The organism is Aristaeella hokkaidonensis (genome assembly GCF_018128945.1).
GTDB lineage: Bacteria > Bacillota > Clostridia > Christensenellales > Aristaeellaceae > Aristaeella > Aristaeella hokkaidonensis.
Genome location: NZ_CP068393.1, coordinates 355,123 through 376,158, shown reverse-complemented (window position 1 = coordinate 376,158; position 21,036 = coordinate 355,123). Strand labels below are relative to the sequence as shown.

The window sequence follows — 21,036 nt, the reverse complement described above, 5'->3', positions numbered from 1 at the left end:
CTCCTCCGGAGACCTAAACCTTCAACTAATCGGAACACCTATGCCTCCACCCTGTCATCTTGAGCAAGGCCGAAGGCCGCATTCTTTTCGTTTTACCCTCTTCTCAACGGTATTCCTTTTCCGCTTGCCTTCCACCACGCCAGGCACATCACGCCGTACACGATCACCCCTGCGACCGTCATAATCCCCAGGTTCAGCCAGCTTTCCGTTGGGAATACACTGCCAATCAGCCGGACGCATATCAGCATGATTCCGCCCATCACAGCATAAATCCCGACGTATCCAATAAACCGCTTATACGGAACCTCTTTCCGCAGGAAAATGAACTGCACCACCGGCACAGTCATTTCCGCCGCCAGCGTACCGATTACCGCACCCATGCTCCCCATGAAGGGAATCAGGCAGCTATTCACAATCAGGTTCACCACAGCACCGGTGCATACGCTTCTCACCAGGATATGATCCCGTTTCTGGGGCAGTACCACCTGTGTCCGGATCACATTCGCGAAGCCGATCATAATCAGCGTGAAACCCAGCGGAATCATCAGCGTTCCGGAATACGCGGATTCTTCGCCGTAGAACAGCGGAGCGAACCGATCCGCCACGGCGGCCAGGCCAAAAGCCATGGAGGTCACCATGGCAATGACCAGGTTCATGCTCTTATCCATATTCCGGGCAATTTTCTCGGTTTCGCCCTTCTTCTGCAGATTCGTTACCTTGGTCAGCATCACTGTCCCGATGGCGGAAATAAAGCCGCTCAGGCAGTAAACAATCTTTTCAGCATGCTCGTACAGGCCTGTTTGATTATCCCCCGCAATGTAGAACACCATTTCCTTATCCATCTTGCGATAGATAGTCACGGCAGCCACGGAAATAAACAGAACCGCACAGGGGCGCAGGTGTTTCAGGGTCTCCTTCAGGGAAACCCGGTGATAACTTACCCTGCCTTTCAGGGAAGTCACGCAGCTCAGGTTTCCCAGCAGCGTCGACAGGCTCCACGCGAAACCGTAGATCCAGAGATCGTCAATGCTTTTGACAAAGATGAACACGCACACCGCAGCAACAACTTTCACAAACGTGTTCCGCAGTGCAATCGGCTTAAACTGGTCCAGGCCCATCAGGCACCAGTCAAAGCTGCACAGGCAGCTGACGCTCATCATGGTCAGGTGCAGGGCAATGGTTTTCTCTTTTCCGGCAACCAGGAAAACATAACCAAGCCAGAACAGCAGCGTTATACTAGCCACAATCAGCTGCATCTGCCAGATCCCGGAGAACGTTTTGTCCAGTTCTTTCCGATCCTCCCGGACCTGGGCAATCGTCCTGACGCCGTAATCCGCCAGGCCAAGCATAGCAATCAGGCAGAATATCTCACTGGTTGTCCACGCGCCGGTATACAGGCCGACGCCTTCCGTCCCGACCGTTCGGGACAGATACGGTGCCGTCACAAGTGGCAGAAGCAGCGAGAAAATTCTGTAGGCGACATTGTATGCCGCGTTCTTCTTTGTACTACTCATAATTTCAGGAGCGCCGTCGCGATTCCGAAGTAAACCAGCAGGCTCAGGGCGTCCACGATTGTGGTAATAAACGGACTGGCCATGACCGCCGGGTCAAATCCCAGTTTCTTTGCCAGCATCGGCAGTGTACAGCCAACCAGCTTTGCGCACAGCACTGTCACAGCCAGCGTCAGACCCACAACCACAGCGACCATGATGCTCACTTCATCATTGCCCATGATCAGCCGGTCTACCAGCATAACCTTTGCGAAGCAAAGCACACTCAGACACGCACCGCAGATCAGTGCTGTCCGGATTTCCTTCCAGATCACCTTCCCCAGATCGCTGAATTCCAGTTCACCCAGGGACAGGGCACGGATGACCGTAACAGAGCTCTGGGAGCCGCTGTTACCGCCGGTATCCATCAGCATCGGGATAAAGGCAGCCAGGCAGGTCATAGCTGCCAGTGCTTTTTCAAAGTTGGAAATGATCATTCCCGTAAAGGTAGCGGAAATCATCAGCAGGGACAGCCAGGGAATCCGGTGCAGGAACAGGTCAAACGGCGAAGACCGCAGGTAGGTCTTGTCGCTCGGCGTCATACCAGCCATGATTTCCATGTCCTCGGTGGTCTCTTCTTCAACAACGTCCATAGCGTCGTCGAATGTGACGATACCGACCATTCGGTTGTCGCCGTCCACAACCGGGATTGCCAGCAGGTTGTATTTGCTCATCATCCGGGCCACTTCTTCCTGGTCGGTGTGGGTGGTTACGGTGATGAGGTTGCTTTCCATGATGCTGTCAATTGTCTGCAGGTCGCTGGGGGCCAGCAGCAGGCTCTTAACGCTCACTGTACCAACCAGCAGCCGGTTCTGCAGCACATAACAGGTATAGATTGTTTCCTTGTCCACGCCGGTACGGCGGATCCGCAGGATCGCGTCTCCCACTGTCATATCCGGAGTCAGTTTCACGTACTCCGTGGTCATCACGGATCCGGCGGAGTCTTCCGGATACTGCAGGATCTCGTTGATCTCCTTGCGCATCTCCGGATCGGCCTGGGCCAGGATACGCTGTACCACGTTCGCAGGCATCTCTTCGACAATGTCCACCGCGTCGTCAACGTACAGTTCGTCCATAACCTGACGCAGTTCCTTATCGCTGATGCCCTTGATCAGAGACTCCTGCTCCTCGCTCTCCATTTCAACGAAGCTTTCCGCGGCCAGCTCCTTCGGCAGAAGCCGGAACAAAAGCGGCAGTTTGTCCGACTCGACGCCGGCAAAAACCGCAGCAATATCCGCGGGATTCATCGTTACGAGGATATCCCGGATTGTAGAGTATTTTTTGTCTGTAAGCAGAGTCTGTAAAGTGTTTTCAACTGTGACAGAATGTTCCGCCATGCTTGCTCCCTCCCATTTGGTTAGAATGGTCAGTTGCCAGAAGCATATAATACCGGGCACATACCTTTTTCCGAACCATAGGCATCCTGGTTCGGTTCAAAAGGTTATCCCGGTATCAGACATAGCGGCAGATTGAATTTATGACACGCGGAACCGGAACGTCACGCCGCCCGGAACCCGCTGTCTTCGCCCAACCGCTATGCCGCTGCTACTCCCAGCGTCCATGACATTCCCTCCTTGTTTTTTTCATTTTTTCAGCCGGAAACAGATCTCTCCGCCCGGCCTTTCATGCTATTATAGTATCAACTTTTTTTGCTTGTCAATCCTTGAAATGTTTCGTTTTTCTTAATTGTTTTCTGTCTTTTTTCCCCTTACATAAAAACAAGGGATTTCCTCTTTTTCGCTTTGCTGCGGTCTGGTGGAAATCCCTCGTTTTTATACATTTTCAAGTCTTAAGCTTTCAGTTTTCATTCTTAATTGACTGTAAATACTTTTCAAGTTCAGCAATGTACATTTCCGCCATCTGGCTCAGGATCATGTTTTGCTTCACAATGTATCCGATTTCCATCCGGCCGGCAGCCACCTCTTCCTCCTTGTCCTCAAAGGCTACTGCCACATAGTCCGATCCGTTCAGTTCCTCGCAGATGATACCGCTGCACAGCGTGTATCCGTTCAGGCCAACCATCAGGTTCAGCATTGTTGCCCGGTCTGTGGCTTTGATGGTCCGGATATAGTCATATGTGCTCAGGATTTCTTCCGCAAAATAGAATGCTCCGCTCGGTCCCTGTTCAAAACTCAGACAGGGATAATCCCGCAGTTCCTCCAGCTGGATCGACTTCTGCTTTGCCAGCGGATGTCCCTTCCACAGGTACACATAGGGTTCGCACTTGATCAGCGGATGGAACTCCAGCTGGCTGCTCTTCAGGAACTTGCCGATTGCCTTCCGGTTGAAGTCGCTCAGGTAAAGGATACCCACCTCGCTCTTGCCGGTGGTCACGTCCTCAATCACATCCCGGGTCTTGCTTTCCCGGATCGCGAATTCATATTCGTCAGTATCGAAATGCTTGACCATTTCAACAAAGCTCTTGACCGCGAAAGAATAATGCTGGCAGGAAATACCGAACTTCTTTCTCAGGTTTCCGCCTTTTCCATATTTTTCCAGCAATCTGTCGTACTGGTTTACCACCTGCCGGGCATACTGGATAAACTCCGCCCCATCATTGGTCAGGGTAACGCCTTTTCCGCCGCGGTTGAACAGCGTGATCCCCAGTTCTTTTTCCAGTTCCCGGACCGCGCTGGTCAGTGAAGGCTGCGTCACATACAGCACCTCAGCCGCCTTGTTCAGCGATCCTTTTTCAGAGATGGTGATCACATAGTTCAGCTGTTGAATCGTCATAGCCTGCACGCTTCTCTCATTACGTTTTCCCAGGATAAGTCATACCCTACCACACATGCCCTGGATTGTCAAAAAGGACCGGCCGTTTCCGGCCGGTCCCCTGTCTCAAACCAGAATCTGTTCATCAATCGAAGCAGTCACCCACGTGATTGATAATCACATCCACTCCAAGGGGCGTCTCATACTCTTCAATGATGATGTCCTCGCCCGGCAGCCGTGGTGTCTTGCCCTCTGTCGGCTTATCCGGACGGTTCCAGGGTTTATTGGTGAATGTTGTCACCGATCCCTCTGTAACCACGCTTTCCAGTTCATACCCGATCACTTCCTGCTCTGTCCAGGTGTATACCGCCGGTTGTCCGTTCACCATGGTGGGCAAGCCCGTAATCGAAGCCATCCAGCCGTTCTGTTCGTTCAGGACTACACTCATGCCGTTACTCAGAGTCATATGGACGCTTGTGGGTCTGTACATATGCTCGTTATTATTATCGTCCCAGACCTTCCTGACGGAGACGCTGGTCATTTCCGGCTGATACTTGTTCCGGATGGTGTATCCGTGGATTTCAGCCACATACCAGCGAACCGGATCTTCCTTCACGGTGTAAGTAATCGGATGACCGTTCACAAACTTGGGCAGCTCGCCGAACTTATGTTTCCATCCGTTCGCCGCGGTCAGCTTTGCGCTCCGGACTTCCTCGCCGCCCGCATACAGATGAACCGTGATGCTCTTCGGCCGGTTTCCGTCCTTGTTGTCGTTGTCATCCCAGATCTTCACGACCTCAATGTCAGTGGTCATTTCTTCCTCTTCCGGTTCTTCTTCAGGAATCCGGATATCAAACTCCTTCTCAATCACCAGCTTACCCGTTTCCTTGGTGTTGGTGATCACAAATCCGGTGGAAGCATTACCCGTGATCTTTGCCACATAGCCTTCCGGAATCTTTGTTTCGGCCACTGTGTACTTGATCTCACGGACCACTCCGTCATCACGTACGTTCCGGCACAGGTTGCTCCAGCTGTACTTCCAGCCGTTATCGGCATTCAGTTTCACTGTGTCTCCCAAAGCCTTGCCGTCCGCATAGAGCTGAACCTCAACATCCGCAGGATGTTCGCCGTTGTCCACCCAGACCTTTTTCACTTCAACCGTGGTCTTTTCCGCTTCATGTGTGTTGGTCAAGGTAGTCAGCGATCCGCTGGTAGTTGTACCCGTCAGGGTATATCCAACCACATTCGGTTCCTTCCAGCTGTATACGATGTCTCTACCGTCCTTGCACTTCGGCAGGTTGTCAATCCGGTCTATCCAGTTGTTCTCTGCATTCAGGTTTGCAAAGAGTCCGGTCGGCTCCCCGTCTGCCAGAAGCTCAATTGCCAGTCCGGTCGGCCGTATTCCATCGCTGTTGTTTTCGTCCTTCCAGATCTTCTTCACGGTTGCGGAAGCCCATGCGTTCATTCCATTTTCGACGTCTGCTGTCAGGCTGCCTGTTCCGCTGTCCACTGTAAATACAAGTTCACCGGAAGGTACGTCGCCGGTCAGCTTCGTCAGTACGTCGTCACGCTTATCGGCATCTGTCCAGTTGACCTCATGCTCTGCAGTCACCGTGAAGGTAACGGGATCAATACCCTTATATCCTTCAGGTACCTTGGTCTCCGTCAGGATGTAATCACCGTCGTCCAGACCGGCAAAGCTGAATGCTGTTCCTTCAGAAGCGGTCACACACTCGATCAGTTTCAGCATGCCGTCCTTCAGTTTCTTCTCCAGCTTGAACGCAGCGCCTGCCAGGGCCTTTCCGTCCGGATCCACCTTATTCACGTCTACCTTGTATGTGAAGCAGATGACGCTGTCTTCTTCGGTCTCTTCGGTTTCATCACTGGGCTTGCCGTTCTCATCCACGCTCGGGTTGCAGCTGTATTCCAGCTTGCCCGTATTCACGTTACCGTGTCCGCCAATTACCGCGTTCCCGTTCAGGATCGCAGTGAAGTAAACCTCCACGGTTCCGTTATTCAGTGCCGTATTCGTGATCTTGCTCTTGCCGTCGTTGAAGGTCACCGTCAGATCGAATTCCTGGTCGCTGATCTTCTTCAGCGTGTATCCGTTCTCCGGCAGGGCTTCACCGTTCACTTCCACCTTCTGGATCTTCTCGAAGGTCAGTCCCTTTTCCATCTTGTCATGGAAGGTCACATGATACTGCAGGTAATCCGTCACATTGTTTGCCAGCACCGCTGTCAGTTTGTACGGCACACTGTCACCGATGTCATAGTCGGCGCTGTCCTGCCATCCGGAGGTCTCTCCGGTCGTATCATTGGTATCCTGAATCTTCTTTTCGAAGGAAGGCTTGTCAGGCTTCTTGTAGGTGTTCGTCAGGCTCTTGATGCCGTCCTTGTACGCAACCGCTGTGGTCAGCTCTGTTGCATCCTCGGTCACCGTCACGGTCACTGTCACCTTACCGTCCGCGTACTTCATACCGGGCGTATTGCCGGGTACTTCTGTAATCTCATAGGTATAAGTTCCGACCGTATCATATGTGATCTCGCCGAATGCAGCAGTACCTTCAATCTCGCCCTTCTTCAGGCTGACAGATGCTTCGTCCTTCTCAGGCATCGGAGCATTGTCCACAGGCGTAAGCTTGAACACATATACACCGTCAGGCGCTTCCTTGGCATCGTCACCTTCCATCTTCTTGGTGATTTCAGGTGCAGCTGTACCGGTCTTCCGTTCGTATGTGTTCGTGAATTCAGCTGTTACGGTTTTGTCAGCAATAACAGCATCGCAGGTTATGCTTGTTGCGCTTGCTGTCAGGTTGAATCCTTCAACATCTGCACTGCTCTCGGTGAAGGTAATCACCGTGTTAACCGGCACGTTTTTGATCTCCCATTTGAAGGGTGTGTTAATACCATCGCCGATTTTTGCGTTCAGGGCAGTGAATTCTTCCTTGTTATAGTCGTTGGTGATCTTGAAGCCCGCCGGCAGTTCGGTAATGCCGTCAAAGATCTTGGTAACCTTGACAGAGCCGACTCTCATTTCGTAGGCGTTGATCAGGGTGACCGTCTTGCTCTGGGTCTCTGTGCCTCTGGTCAGTGTCGCCTTCCCGCTCGTCGTGCTGCCGTTCTCTCCGTCAGCCTTCAGCGTGAAGTTTCCGATGATGTTCTCGTCATCGTCCAGAACTTCCGCCACTGTGTACTCAATGTCCAGCGGCAGGTCGTCAATTACCACAGGCGTGCTCACGCTCACCGTCAGTCCGGGATCGGTGTCCACAAACTCGCCGTCGGCGTTTACAAACTTCGTGGCTCCGTCAACTGTTGCCTTGATCGTGATCGGGTAAGCCTTGCTATCCTGGCCGCTAATGCCAGTGATCTGCTTCTTGACTGTCAGGCTGCCCTTCTCTTCGACATAATCGTTGATCAGCGTCACCGTCTTGCTCTGGGTTGTTTCGCCTCTCGTCAGCGTCGCAGATCCACTGGTTTCACTGTCTTCGCTCAGCGTGAAGTTTCCGATGATGTTCTCGTCATCGTCCAGAACTTCCGCCACTGTGTACTCAATGTCCAGCGGCAGGTCGTCAATTACCACAGGCGTGCTCACGCTCACCGTCAGTCCGGGATCGGTGTCCACAAACTCGCCGTCGGCGTTTATAAACTTCGTGGCTCCGTCAACTGTTGCCTTGATTGTGATCGGGTAAGCCTTGCTATCCTGGCCGCTAATGCCAGTGATCTGCTTCTTGACTGTCAGGCTGCCCTTCTCTTCGACATAATCGTTGATCAGCGTCACCGTCTTGCTCTGGGTTGTTTCGCCTCTCGTCAGCGTCGCAGATCCACTGGTTTCACTGTCTTCGCTCAGCGTGAAGTTTCCGATGATGTTCTCGTCATCGTCCAGAACTTCCGCCACTGTGTACTCAATGTCCAGCGGCAGGTCGTCAATTACCACAGGCGTGCTCACGCTCACCGTCAATCCGGGATCGGTGTCCACAAACTCGCCGTCGGCGTTTACAAACTTCGTGGCTCCGTCAACTGTTGCCTTGATTGTGATCGGGTAAGCCTTGCTATCCTGGCCGCTAATGCCAGTGATCTGCTTCTTGACTGTCAGGCTGCCCTTCTCTTCGACATAATCGTTGATCAGCGTCACCGTCTTGCTCTGGGTTGTTTCGCCTCTCGTCAGCGTCGCAGATCCACTGGTTTCACTGTCTTCGCTCAGCGTGAAGTTTCCGATGATGTTCTCGTCATCGTCCAGAACTTCCGCCACTGTGTACTCAATGTCCAGCGGCAGGTCGTCAATTACCACAGGCGTGCTCACGCTCACCGTCAGTCCGGGATCGGTGTCCACAAACTCGCCGTCGGCGTTTACAAACTTCGTGGCTCCGTCAACTGTTGCCTTGATTGTGATCGGGTAAGCCTTGCTATCCTGGCCGGTAATGCCAGTGATCTGCTTCTTGACTGTCAGGCTGCCCTTCTCTTCGACATAATCGTTGATCAGCGTCACCGTCTTGCTCTGGGTTGTTTCGCCTCTCGTCAGCGTCGCAGATCCACTGGTTTCACTGTCTTCGCTCAGCGTGAAGTTTCCGATGATGTTCTCGTCATCGTCCAGAACTTCCGCCACTGTGTACTCAATGTCCAGCGGCAGGTCGTCAATTACCACAGGCGTGCTCACGCTCACCGTCAGTCCGGGATCGGTGTCCACAAACTCGCCGTCGGCGTTTACAAACTTCGTGGCTCCGTCAACTGTTGCCTTGATCGTGATCGGGTAAGCCTTGCTATCCTGGCCGCTAATGCCAGTGATCTGCTTCTTGACTGTCAGGCTGCCCTTCTCTTCGACATAATCGTTGATCAGCGTCACCGTCTTGCTCTGGGTTGTTTCGCCTCTCGTCAGCGTCGCAGATCCACTGGTTTCACTGTCTTCGCTCAGCGTGAAGTTTCCGATGATGTTCTCGTCATCGTCCAGAACTTCCGCCACTGTGTACTCAATGTCCAGCGGCAGGTCGTCAATTACCACAGGCGTGCTCACGCTCACCGTCAGTCCGGGATCGGTGTCCACAAACTCGCCGTCGGCGTTTATAAACTTCGTGGCTCCGTCAACTGTTGCCTTGATTGTGATCGGGTAAGCCTTGCTATCCTGGCCGCTAATGCCAGTGATCTGCTTCTTGACTGTCAGGCTGCCCTTCTCTTCGACATAATCGTTGATCAGCGTCACCGTCTTGCTCTGGGTTGTTTCGCCTCTCGTCAGCGTCGCAGATCCACTGGTTTCACTGTCTTCGCTCAGCGTGAAGTTTCCGATGATGTTCTCGTCATCGTCCAGAACTTCCGCCACTGTGTACTCAATGTCCAGCGGCAGGTCGTCAATTACCACAGGCGTGCTCACGCTCACCGTCAATCCGGGATCGGTGTCCACAAACTCGCCGTCGGCGTTTACAAACTTCGTGGCTCCGTCAACTGTTGCCTTGATTGTGATCGGGTAAGCCTTGCTATCCTGGCCGCTAATGCCAGTGATCTGCTTCTTGACTGTCAGGCTGCCCTTCTCTTCGACATAATCGTTGATCAGCGTCACCGTCTTGCTCTGGGTTGTTTCGCCTCTCGTCAGCGTCGCAGATCCACTGGTTTCACTGTCTTCGCTCAGCGTGAAGTTTCCGATGATGTTCTCGTCATCGTCCAGAACTTCCGCCACTGTGTACTCAATGTCCAGCGGCAGGTCGTCAATTACCACAGGCGTGCTCACGCTCACCGTCAGTCCGGGATCGGTGTCCACAAACTCGCCGTCGGCGTTTACAAACTTCGTGGCTCCGTCAACTGTTGCCTTGATTGTGATCGGGTAAGCCTTGCTATCCTGGCCGGTAATGCCAGTGATCTGCTTCTTGACTGTCAGGCTGCCCTTCTCTTCGACATAATCGTTGATCAGCGTCACCGTCTTGCTCTGGGTTGTTTCGCCTCTCGTCAGCGTCGCAGATCCACTGGTTTCACTGTCTTCGCTCAGCGTGAAGTTTCCGATGATGTTCTCGTCATCGTCCAGAACTTCCGCCACTGTGTACTCAATGTCCAGCGGCAGGTCGTCAATTACCACAGGCGTGCTCACGCTCACTGTCAATCCGGGATCGGTGTCCACAAACTCGCCGTCGGCGTTTACAAACTTCGTGGCTCCGTCAACTGTTGCCTTGATCGTGATCGGGTAAGCCTTGCTATCCTGGCCGCTAATGCCAGTGATCTGCTTCTTGACTGTCAGGCTGCCCTTCTCTTCGACATAATCGTTGATCAGCGTCACCGTCTTGCTCTGGGTTGTTTCGCCTCTCGTCAGCGTCGCAGATCCACTGGTTTCACTGTCTTCGCTCAGCGTGAAGTTTCCGATGATGTTCTCGTCATCGTCCAGAACTTCCGCCACTGTGTACTCAATGTCCAGCGGCAGGTCGTCAATTACCACAGGCGTGCTCACGCTCACCGTCAGTCCGGGATCGGTGTCCACAAACTCGCCGTCGGCGTTTACAAACTTCGTGGCTCCGTCAACTGTTGCCTTGATTGTGATCGGGTAAGCCTTGCTATCCTGGCCGCTAATGCCAGTGATCTGCTTCTTGACTGTCAGGCTGCCCTTCTCTTCGACATAGTCGTTGATCAGCGTCACCGTCTTGCTCTGGGTTGTTTCGCCTCTCGTCAGCGTTGCAGATCCACTGGTTTCACTGTCTTCGCTCAGCGTGAAGTTTCCGATGATGTTCTCGTCATCGTCCAGAACTTCCGCCACTGTGTACTCAATGTCCAGCGGCAGGTCGTCAATTACCACAGGCGTGCTCACGCTCACCGTCAGTCCGGGATCGGTGTCCACAAACTCGCCGTCGGCGTTTACAAACTTCGTGGCTCCGTCAACTGTTGCCTTGATTGTGATCGGGTAAGCCTTGCTATCCTGGCCGCTAATGCCAGTGATCTGCTTCTTGACTGTCAGGCTGCCCTTCTCTTCGACATAATCGTTGATCAGCGTCACCGTCTTGCTCTGGGTTGTTTCGCCTCTCGTCAGCGTCGCAGATCCACTGGTTTCACTGTCTTCGCTCAGCGTGAAGTTTCCGATGATGTTCTCGTCATCGTCCAGAACTTCCGCCACTGTGTACTCAATGTCCAGCGGCAGGTCGTCAATTACCACAGGCGTGCTCACGCTCACCGTCAGTCCGGGATCGGTGTCCACAAACTCGCCGTCGGCGTTTATAAACTTCGTGGCTCCGTCAACTGTTGCCTTGATTGTGATCGGGTAAGCCTTGCTATCCTGGCCGGTAATGCCAGTGATCTGCTTCTTGACTGTCAGTATTCCTTTTTCACCAATATACTTGTTTATTAAGGTGATTGTTTTATTTTGTGTTGTTTCGCCTCTCGTCAGCGTCGCAGATCCACTGGTTTCACTGTCTTCGCTCAGCGTGAAGTTTCCGATGATGTTCTCGTCATCGTCCAGAACTTCCGCCACTGTGTACTCAATGTCCAGCGGCAGGTCGTCAATTACCACAGGCGTGCTCACGCTCACTGTCAATCCGGGATCGGTGTCCACAAACTCGCCGTCGGCGTTTACAAACTTCGTGGCTCCGTCAACTGTTACCTTGATCGTGATCGGGTAAGCCTTGCTATCCTGGCCGCTAATGCCAGTGATCTGCTTCTTGACTGTCAGGCTGCCCTTCTCTTCGACATAGTCGTTGATCAGCGTCACCGTCTTGCTCTGGGTTGTTTCGCCTCTCGTCAGCGTCGCAGATCCACTGGTTTCACTGTCTTCGCTCAGCGTGAAGTTTCCGATGATGTTCTCGTCATCGTCCAGAACTTCCGCCACTGTGTACTCAATGTCCAGCGGCAGGTCGTCAATTACCACAGGCGTGCTCACGCTCACCGTCAATCCGGGATCGGTGTCCACAAACTCGCCGTCGGCGTTTACAAACTTCGTGGCTCCGTCAACTGTTGCCTTGATTGTGATCGGGTAAGCCTTGCTATCCTGGCCGCTAATGCCAGTGATCTGCTTCTTGACTGTCAGGCTGCCCTTCTCTTCGACATAATCGTTGATCAGCGTCACCGTCTTGCTCTGGGTTGTTTCGCCTCTCGTCAGCGTCGCAGATCCACTGGTTTCACTGTCTTCGCTCAGCGTGAAGTTTCCGATGATGTTCTCGTCATCGTCCAGAACTTCCGCCACTGTGTACTCAATGTCCAGCGGCAGGTCGTCAATTACCACAGGCGTGCTCACGCTCACCGTCAGTCCGGGATCGGTGTCCACAAACTCGCCGTCGGCGTTTATAAACTTCGTGGCTCCGTCAACTGTTGCCTTGATTGTGATCGGGTAAGCCTTGCTATCCTGGCCGGTAATGCCAGTGATCTGCTTCTTGACTGTCAGGCTGCCCTTCTCTTCGACATAATCGTTGATCAGCGTCACCGTCTTGCTCTGGGTTGTTTCGCCTCTCGTCAGCGTCGCAGATCCACTGGTTTCACTGTCTTCGCTCAGCGTGAAGTTTCCGATGATGTTCTCGTCATCGTCCAGAACTTCCGCCACTGTGTACTCAATATCCAGCGGCAGGTCGTTAATTACCACAGGCGTGCTCACGCTCACCGTCAGTCCGGGATCGGTGTCCACAAACTCGCCGTCGGCGTTTACAAACTTCGTGGTTCCGTCAACTGTTGCCTTGATTGTGATCGGGTAAGCCTTGCTATCCTGGCCGCTAATGCCAGTGATCTGCTTCTTGACTGTCAGTATTCCTTTTTCACCAATATACTTGTTTATTAAGGTGATTGTTTTATTTTGTGTTGTTTCGCCTCTCGTCAGCGTCGCAGATCCACTGGTTTCACTGTCTTCGCTCAGCGTGAAGTTTCCGATGATGTTCTCGTCATCGTCCAGAACTTCCGCCACTGTGTACTCAATGTCCAGCGGCAGGTCGTCAATTACCACAGGCGTGCTCACGCTCACTGTCAATCCGGGATCGGTGTCCACAAACTCGCCGTCGGCGTTTACAAACTTCGTGGCTCCGTCAACTGTTACCTTGATCGTGATCGGGTAAGCCTTGCTATCCTGGCCGCTAATGCCAGTGATCTGCTTCTTGACTGTCAGGCTGCCCTTCTCTTCGACATAGTCGTTGATCAGCGTCACCGTCTTGCTCTGGGTTGTTTCGCCTCTCGTCAGCGTCGCAGATCCACTGGTTTCACTGTCTTCGCTCAGCGTGAAGTTTCCGATGATGTTCTCGTCATCGTCCAGAACTTCCGCCACTGTGTACTCAATGTCCAGCGGCAGGTCGTCAATTACCACAGGCGTGCTCACGCTCACCGTCAATCCGGGATCGGTGTCCACAAACTCGCCGTCGGCGTTTATAAACTTCGTGGCTCCGTCAACTGTTGCCTTGATCGTGATCGGGTAAGCCTTGCTATCCTGGCCGCTAATGCCAGTGATCTGCTTCTTGACTGTCAGGCTGCCCTTCTCTTCGACATAGTCGTTGATCAGCGTCACCGTCTTGCTCTGGGTTGTTTCGCCTCTCGTCAGCGTCGCAGATCCACTGGTTTCACTGTCTTCGCTCAGCGTGAAGTTTCCGATGATGTTCTCGTCATCGTCCAGAACTTCCGCCACTGTGTACTCAATGTCCAGCGGCAGGTCGTCAATTACCACAGGCGTGCTCACGCTCACCGTCAATCCGGGATCGGTGTCCACAAACTCGCCGTCGGCGTTTACAAACTTCGTGGCTCCGTCAACTGTTGCCTTGATTGTGATCGGGTAAGCCTTGCTATCCTGGCCGCTAATGCCAGTGATCTGCTTCTTGACTGTCAGGCTGCCCTTCTCTTCGACATAGTCGTTGATCAGCGTCACCGTCTTGCTCTGGGTTGTTTCGCCTCTCGTCAGCGTCGCAGATCCACTGGTTTCACTGTCTTCGCTCAGCGTGAAGTTTCCGATGATGTTCTCGTCATCGTCCAGAACTTCCGCCACTGTGTACTCAATGTCCAGCGGCAGGTCGTCAATTACCACAGGCGTGCTCACGCTCACCGTCAGTCCGGGATCGGTGTCCACAAACTCGCCGTCGGCGTTTACAAACTTCGTGGCTCCGTCAACTGTTGCCTTGATTGTGATCGGGTAAGCCTTGCTATCCTGGCCGGTAATGCCAGTGATCTGCTTCTTGACTGTCAGGCTGCCCTTCTCTTCGACATAATCGTTGATCAGCGTCACCGTCTTGCTCTGGGTTGTTTCGCCTCTCGTCAGCGTCGCAGATCCACTGGTTTCACTGTCTTCGCTCAGCGTGAAGTTTCCGATGATGTTCTCGTCATCGTCCAGAACTTCCGCCACTGTGTACTCAATGTCCAGCGGCAGGTCGTCAATTACCACAGGCGTGCTCACGCTCACCGTCAGTCCGGGATCGGTGTCCACAAACTCGCCGTCGGCGTTTATAAACTTCGTGGCTCCGTCAACTGTTGCCTTGATCGTGATCGGGTAAGCCTTGCTATCCTGGCCGGTAATGCCAGTGATCTGCTTCTTGACTGTCAGGCTGCCCTTCTCTTCGACATAGTCGTTGATCAGCGTCACCGTCTTGCTCTGGGTTGTTTCGCCTCTCGTCAGCGTCGCAGATCCACTGGTTTCACTGTCTTCGCTCAGCGTGAAGTTTCCGATGATGTTCTCGTCATCGTCCAGAACTTCCGCCACTGTGTACTCAATGTCCAGCGGCAGGTCGTCAATTACCACAGGCGTGCTCACGCTCACCGTCAATCCGGGATCGGTGTCCACAAACTCGCCGTCGGCGTTTACAAACTTCGTGGCTCCGTCAACTGTTGCCTTGATTGTGATCGGGTAAGCCTTGCTATCCTGGCCGCTAATGCCAGTGATCTGCTTCTTGACTGTCAGGCTGCCCTTCTCTTCGACATAATCGTTGATCAGCGTCACCGTCTTGCTCTGGGTTGTTTCGCCTCTCGTCAGCGTCGCAGATCCACTGGTTTCACTGTCTTCGCTCAGCGTGAAGTTTCCGATGATGTTCTCGTCATCGTCCAGAACTTCCGCCACTGTGTACTCAATGTCCAGCGGCAGGTCGTCAATTACCACAGGCGTGCTCACGCTCACCGTCAGTCCGGGATCGGTGTCCACAAACTCGCCGTCGGCGTTTACAAACTTCGTGGCTCCGTCAACTGTTGCCTTGATTGTGATCGGGTAAGCCTTGCTATCCTGGCCGGTAATGCCAGTGATCTGCTTCTTGACTGTCAGGCTGCCCTTCTCTTCGACATAATCGTTGATCAGCGTCACCGTCTTGCTCTGGGTTGTTTTGCCTCTCGTCAGCGTCGCAGATCCACTGGTTTCACTGTCTTCGCTCAGCGTGAAGTTTCCGATGATGTTCTCGTCATCGTCCAGAACTTCCGCCACTGTGTACTCAATGTCCAGCGGCAGGTCGTCAATTACCACAGGCGTGCTCACGCTCACCGTCAGTCCGGGATCGGTGTCCACAAACTCGCCGTCGGCGTTTATAAACTTCGTGGCTCCGTCAACTGTTGCCTTGATCGTGATCGGGTAAGCCTTGCTATCCTGGCCGGTAATGCCAGTGATCTGCTTCTTGACTGTCAGGCTGCCCTTCTCTTCGACATAGTCGTTGATCAGCGTCACCGTCTTGCTCTGGGTTGTTTCGCCTCTCGTCAGCGTCGCAGATCCACTGGTTTCACTGTCTTCGCTCAGCGTGAAGTTTCCGATGATGTTCTCGTCATCGTCCAGAACTTCCGCCACTGTGTACTCAATGTCCAGCGGCAGGTCGTCAATTACCACAGGCGTGCTCACGCTCACTGTCAATCCGGGATCGGTGTCCACAAACTCGCCGTCGGCGTTTACAAACTTCGTGGCTCCGTCAACTGTTGCCTTGATTGTGATCGGGTAAGCCTTGCTATCCTGGCCGCTAATGCCAGTGATCTGCTTCTTGACTGTCAGTATTCCTTTTTCACCAATATACTTGTTTATTAAGGTGATTGTTTTATTTTGTGTTGTTTCGCCTCTCGTCAGCGTCGCAGATCCACTGGTTTCACTGTCTTCGCTCAGCGTGAAGTTTCCGATGATGTTCTCGTCATCGTCCAGAACTTCCGCCACTGTGTACTCAATGTCCAGCGGCAGGTCGTCAATTACCACAGGCGTGCTCACGCTCACTGTCAATCCGGGATCGGTGTCCACAAACTCGCCGTCGGCGTTTACAAACTTCGTGGCTCCGTCAACTGTTGCCTTGATCGTGATCGGGTAAGCCTTGCTATCCTGGCCGCTAATGCCAGTGATCTGCTTCTTGACTGTCAGGCTGCCCTTCTCTTCGACATAATCGTTGATCAGCGTCACCGTCTTGCTCTGGGTTGTTTCGCCTCTCGTCAGCGTCGCAGATCCACTGGTTTCACTGTCTTCGCTCAGCGTGAAGTTTCCGATGATGTTCTCGTCATCGTCCAGAACTTCCGCCACTGTGTACTCAATGTCCAGCGGCAGGTCGTCAATTACCACAGGCGTGCTCACGCTCACCGTCAGTCCGGGATCGGTGTCCACAAACTCGCCGTCGGCGTTTACAAACTTCGTGGCTCCGTCAACTGTTGCCTTGATTGTGATCGGGTAAGCCTTGCTATCCTGGCCGCTAATGCCAGTGATCTGCTTCTTGACTGTCAGGCTGCCCTTCTCTTCGACATAGTCGTTGATCAGCGTCACCGTCTTGCTCTGGGTTGTTTCGCCTCTCGTCAGCGTTGCAGATCCACTGGTTTCACTGTCTTCGCTCAGCGTGAAGTTTCCGATGATGTTCTCGTCATCGTCCAGAACTTCCGCCACTGTGTACTCAATGTCCAGCGGCAGGTCGTCAATTACCACAGGCGTGCTCACGCTCACCGTCAGTCCGGGATCGGTGTCCACAAACTCGCCGTCGGCGTTTACAAACTTCGTGGCTCCGTCAACTGTTGCCTTGATTGTGATCGGGTAAGCCTTGCTATCCTGGCCGCTAATGCCAGTGATCTGCTTCTTGACTGTCAGGCTGCCCTTCTCTTCGACATAGTCGTTGATCAGCGTCACCGTCTTGCTCTGGGTTGTTTCGCCTCTCGTCAGCGTTGCAGATCCACTGGTTTCACTGTCTTCGCTCAGCGTGAAGTTTCCGATGATGTTCTCGTCATCGTCCAGAACTTCCGCCACTGTGTACTCAATGTCCAGCGGCAGGTCGTCAATTACCACAGGCGTGCTCACGCTCACCGTCAGTCCGGGATCGGTGTCCACAAACTCGCCGTCGGCGTTTACAAACTTCGTGGCTCCGTCAACTGTTGCCTTGATTGTGATCGGGTAAGCCTTGCTATCCTGGCCGCTAATGCCAGTGATCTGCTTCTTGACTGTCAGGCTGCCCTTCTCTTCCGTATATTCATTGGTAAACTGAATGATAACAGATGCATTCGCATCGTTCGAGATAACACCCTGAACGCCATCCTCGGGAGTATTGGTATTGTCTCCCACGGAAATCAGAGTGTAGTTTTCAATTACTTCATTATTACCATTAAGAGGAGTATTGCTGCCATTTACTTTTTCAAGTACAGCATAGTGCGTGTCCACGATGATTCCGTTGATGTTCAGGGATTCGTTCCTCTTCAGCGTTAATGTGGCAATGTTCGCGATATGTTCGCCGTTACCATCACTGTAGGTTCCCTGGGCGGAGAAATCTGTATCGAGGGTAGTCTCTGTCCCGTTGCTGTACTTCTTAATTACGATATTGTTTTCATCCGGGTCAATGTAGGAATAGGTGACAGTTCCGTCTTCCTCTATTTCCTCCCACAGGTATACAATGAATGTAAATTCGGGATCCGTGGTAGGATTGCCGGTTACTTCCTTCCTGATATTCAGTCCGCTCTTCAGTTTCTGGTTGAGGAACTCAATACCAGTTTCAATCTCTCCGTTCTGGTCTTCAGTCGACGTCCAGGAAAGTGAACCGATCGGCGCGACCTTATCAGTGTCGGTAAGATCGATGGAAGTGAAGTGTTTTCCGTTTCCTGCCGGATTCTCTGTGACGGTGACCAGTTCGCTGATATCATCTGTAAGAACTTCATAATACTTTATGGAGTCTTCGATCATCTTCAAAAGTTTACCGTCTTTTTCCGCTTCGCATTCAATCAAGTAAACCCGCGTATCTGGTATGTCTTTGTCACTCAAGTCAGAGGTGTCTTCATAGACCATGAAGTAGTATTTTCCCGCGGCATAGAAGCTGACGTCCTTAAACGTTACTTCGCTTCCTTCATTATTTACAGTAGGAAGAGCCTCCCAGTAATCTGCGTTGTTATATTGTGTTTGCGTCAGCACACTGCGCAGACTGAAAATCTTGAAATCATAGATCTGTTTGTTGGACGGTTCGTGGCCATCGACCAGCTTTGTCGCCTTGAGATCTGCGTGGAAGCCGACAAGCGTATCTCCGCGGTAGGGATACATATGGCCTTCGTTATAGATTTTTGCGTTGTTACAGACCATACAACCGCTGTAGTTGCTGCTGACGATGTCGATCTCAGCCTTCGGTGCGACCGCATGTCCGAACTGCGTTGTGCCGCAATCTCTGATGACCTTATCAGATCCGCAGTTTGGATAGTTAAAGACTATCGAGATGCCTTCGCCGTTCTCAGTCGTTGTCGGAACACTCTGCCCGTTATTGATCCTGATTTCAGGAATCCTGAAATTCTGGTCTTCAAGGAAATTGATTACGGTACCTGGCGCCGTTGGAGATGCCGGATCCGGGCACTCGTCAGTCCCTTTCACACGGACGACGATGACCTCATCCGGTCCGATACCGGAAATAATCACGTTGTCCCCGACGGTGACCTCGAATTCGAGCTTACCTTCTTTGGGCGTCGCGTCCTCCCTGGTGAGAAGGTATGGATTCGTTGTCGCATCCGGATGCTGCATTGCGTATTGTGCGGCATTATACTCCGCATCCGTTGCAAGTGCGTCAGATGCCTTCAGAATATTGTTCTGTAGGCTCTCCCACTGGATGTAGTCACTGCTGGTCAGTGTCGAACCGGCTTTATTCAGCCCGAAACGGAACTGTTCGGTAGGATTGGGATAGACACCCTCCGTGGCTTTCGGCGGGTCACCTGGATCCGAAAGGTTTCCGTTATTTAGCTGTCCATCTGCTCCCTTAAACGATCCGTTAATGATACGGCCAATGACTGTATTACCTGCGCTTCCAAGATAGAAAGGTACGATGTCGTAATTGTCTCCGCGGGCACTGACAAACGGTCCGTTCGTGGTCAGGCCTATGATCTGTCCGCCGACAACAGACGGCTTGTCTGCCAGTCTGCTGTCAGCAATACCACTAGGAATATTTCCTTCTGAGCCGCCCACTCCAAGAAGCAGATCACCGCGTACCAATACACCGCCCATCTGGTGAACCCGCAGATTCACATCACCCTGTCCGGGATTTCCATCCGTTCCTTCTGTATTATCACACAGTGCAACGACATTATAGGAGTTAAGGATATATTCCAGTGTATAAGACGGGAATTTGCTGGTATCCTTGGTCAGTTCGACTACGTCATACCAATAGTCCACACCATCTTCTTTATTCAGTTCCTTGATTCTGTCCGGTTCTTCCCCGGATTCCGGATAGTGTGTCAGCGCAAACTTGTTAACATAATACGGACGCAGCGGATCGACATACAGTTTGTCCCCCGGATTTCCCGGGGTCGGATTCGTTACTGACGCCGGTACGCCGAACAGTTCGACGGTAGTGGATTTTTCATATCCTGTATATGTCTGGCTGCTCGCAGGCGTTCCGTCCGCTTTCAGCCACTTGATACTTTCGCCATCGATAGGAATATCGATATAGGTACATCCATGTTCGGTATCCGGCGTCCTGATCATATCATTTGTAACTTTGACATAAGCGTAAGTAGGATCGCCGCTTTTATGCTCAACAGTCACACGGACATACAGCCCGCCGTCTACGGAGATATCGCTGTCCTTCAATGTGTCAAACTTTAATCTGACATGGTACTTTACCTGATTTTCCTCTTTCAGCTTAATAACAGCGCTACCGTCTTCCTCCTCACTCACATCATCAAAATATTTGTATCCATCCGGAGCTGCATCGTCAATCTTACTATTGGGATCATCATCAGGATTCAATGCCTGATTATAGTTCTCAGGCTTCTGATCTGTATTCTTCAGTGTACAAAGACGAATTGAATCCAAATCAACATAATATTCATCAAAGTTTAAAGCTGTTTCTGTTGCATTTTGATCAAATGCCTTTGGTTTGTTGTTTAGTCCGACAAAACCTTGAATTTTAACTTCAGTAACAGGTTCGCCGCTCCAGGTCACAGGCACCATAGTCCACCCGACAGGCTTATCTTTATATTCGCCCTCTGTTGCATTAATCGTGGCACGAATATAGTATCCATTATCGAAATCCGGTGTTACCTCTGTTTCTTCATCTTGTTCATAGGTTCGTATTTTTACAAGATAAACAGGACGCTTTGTAGCTGTAATATGGAAATTATTATCTTCTGCTCTTATTTTATCAAAAGAATAATCGTACCCATCAACTGTAGTATTTTCGTTTACTTGTATTGTACTTAATAATCCGGCCGGGTCATAATAGTATCTTTTCGTGCCATTAACTACTTCATTCATATATGAAGCTGTTAATTCTCCATCACCTGTGTATTTCAATATATTGCTATATTGTATTTCATTCTTGTTTGCTGGAATTGTATAGGAAGAATCATCTGATACTTTTTTATATTCAGACAATACTGCTTCTGAACCAATAATCGTAATAGGTGCATAATAGGACGTACCATCCACAGTTATCTCCAGATAGTACTTTGCTGTCAT

Annotated in this window: 4 protein-coding genes; all 4 read right to left on the bottom strand. The window is 51.9% G+C overall.

What is annotated here, in order from left to right:
- Window positions 1-92: 92 nt before the first annotated feature.
- Window positions 93-1,514, bottom strand: a complete 1,422-nt coding sequence (locus tag JYE49_RS01625) for a flippase (protein ID WP_093955747.1) — start codon at window positions 1,512-1,514, stop codon at window positions 93-95.
- Window positions 1,511-2,887, bottom strand: coding sequence for a magnesium transporter (gene mgtE / locus JYE49_RS01620; RefSeq protein WP_093955746.1), 1,377 nt, complete (start codon window positions 2,885-2,887; stop codon window positions 1,511-1,513). The genes JYE49_RS01625 and mgtE overlap by 4 nt, the downstream gene beginning before the upstream one ends.
- Window positions 2,888-3,347: 460 nt before the next feature.
- Window positions 3,348-4,283: a LysR family transcriptional regulator gene (locus tag JYE49_RS01615; protein WP_093955745.1), complete on the bottom strand. Its 936-nt coding sequence runs from the start codon at window positions 4,281-4,283 to the stop codon at window positions 3,348-3,350.
- A 124-nt stretch (window positions 4,284-4,407) separates the two neighbouring features.
- Window positions 4,408-20,391 carry a DUF7601 domain-containing protein gene (locus JYE49_RS01610; RefSeq protein ID WP_304583296.1) on the bottom strand — a complete coding sequence of 5,328 codons (15,984 nt, stop codon included), beginning with the start codon at window positions 20,389-20,391 and terminating at the stop codon, window positions 4,408-4,410.
- Window positions 20,392-21,036 lie beyond the last annotated feature (645 nt).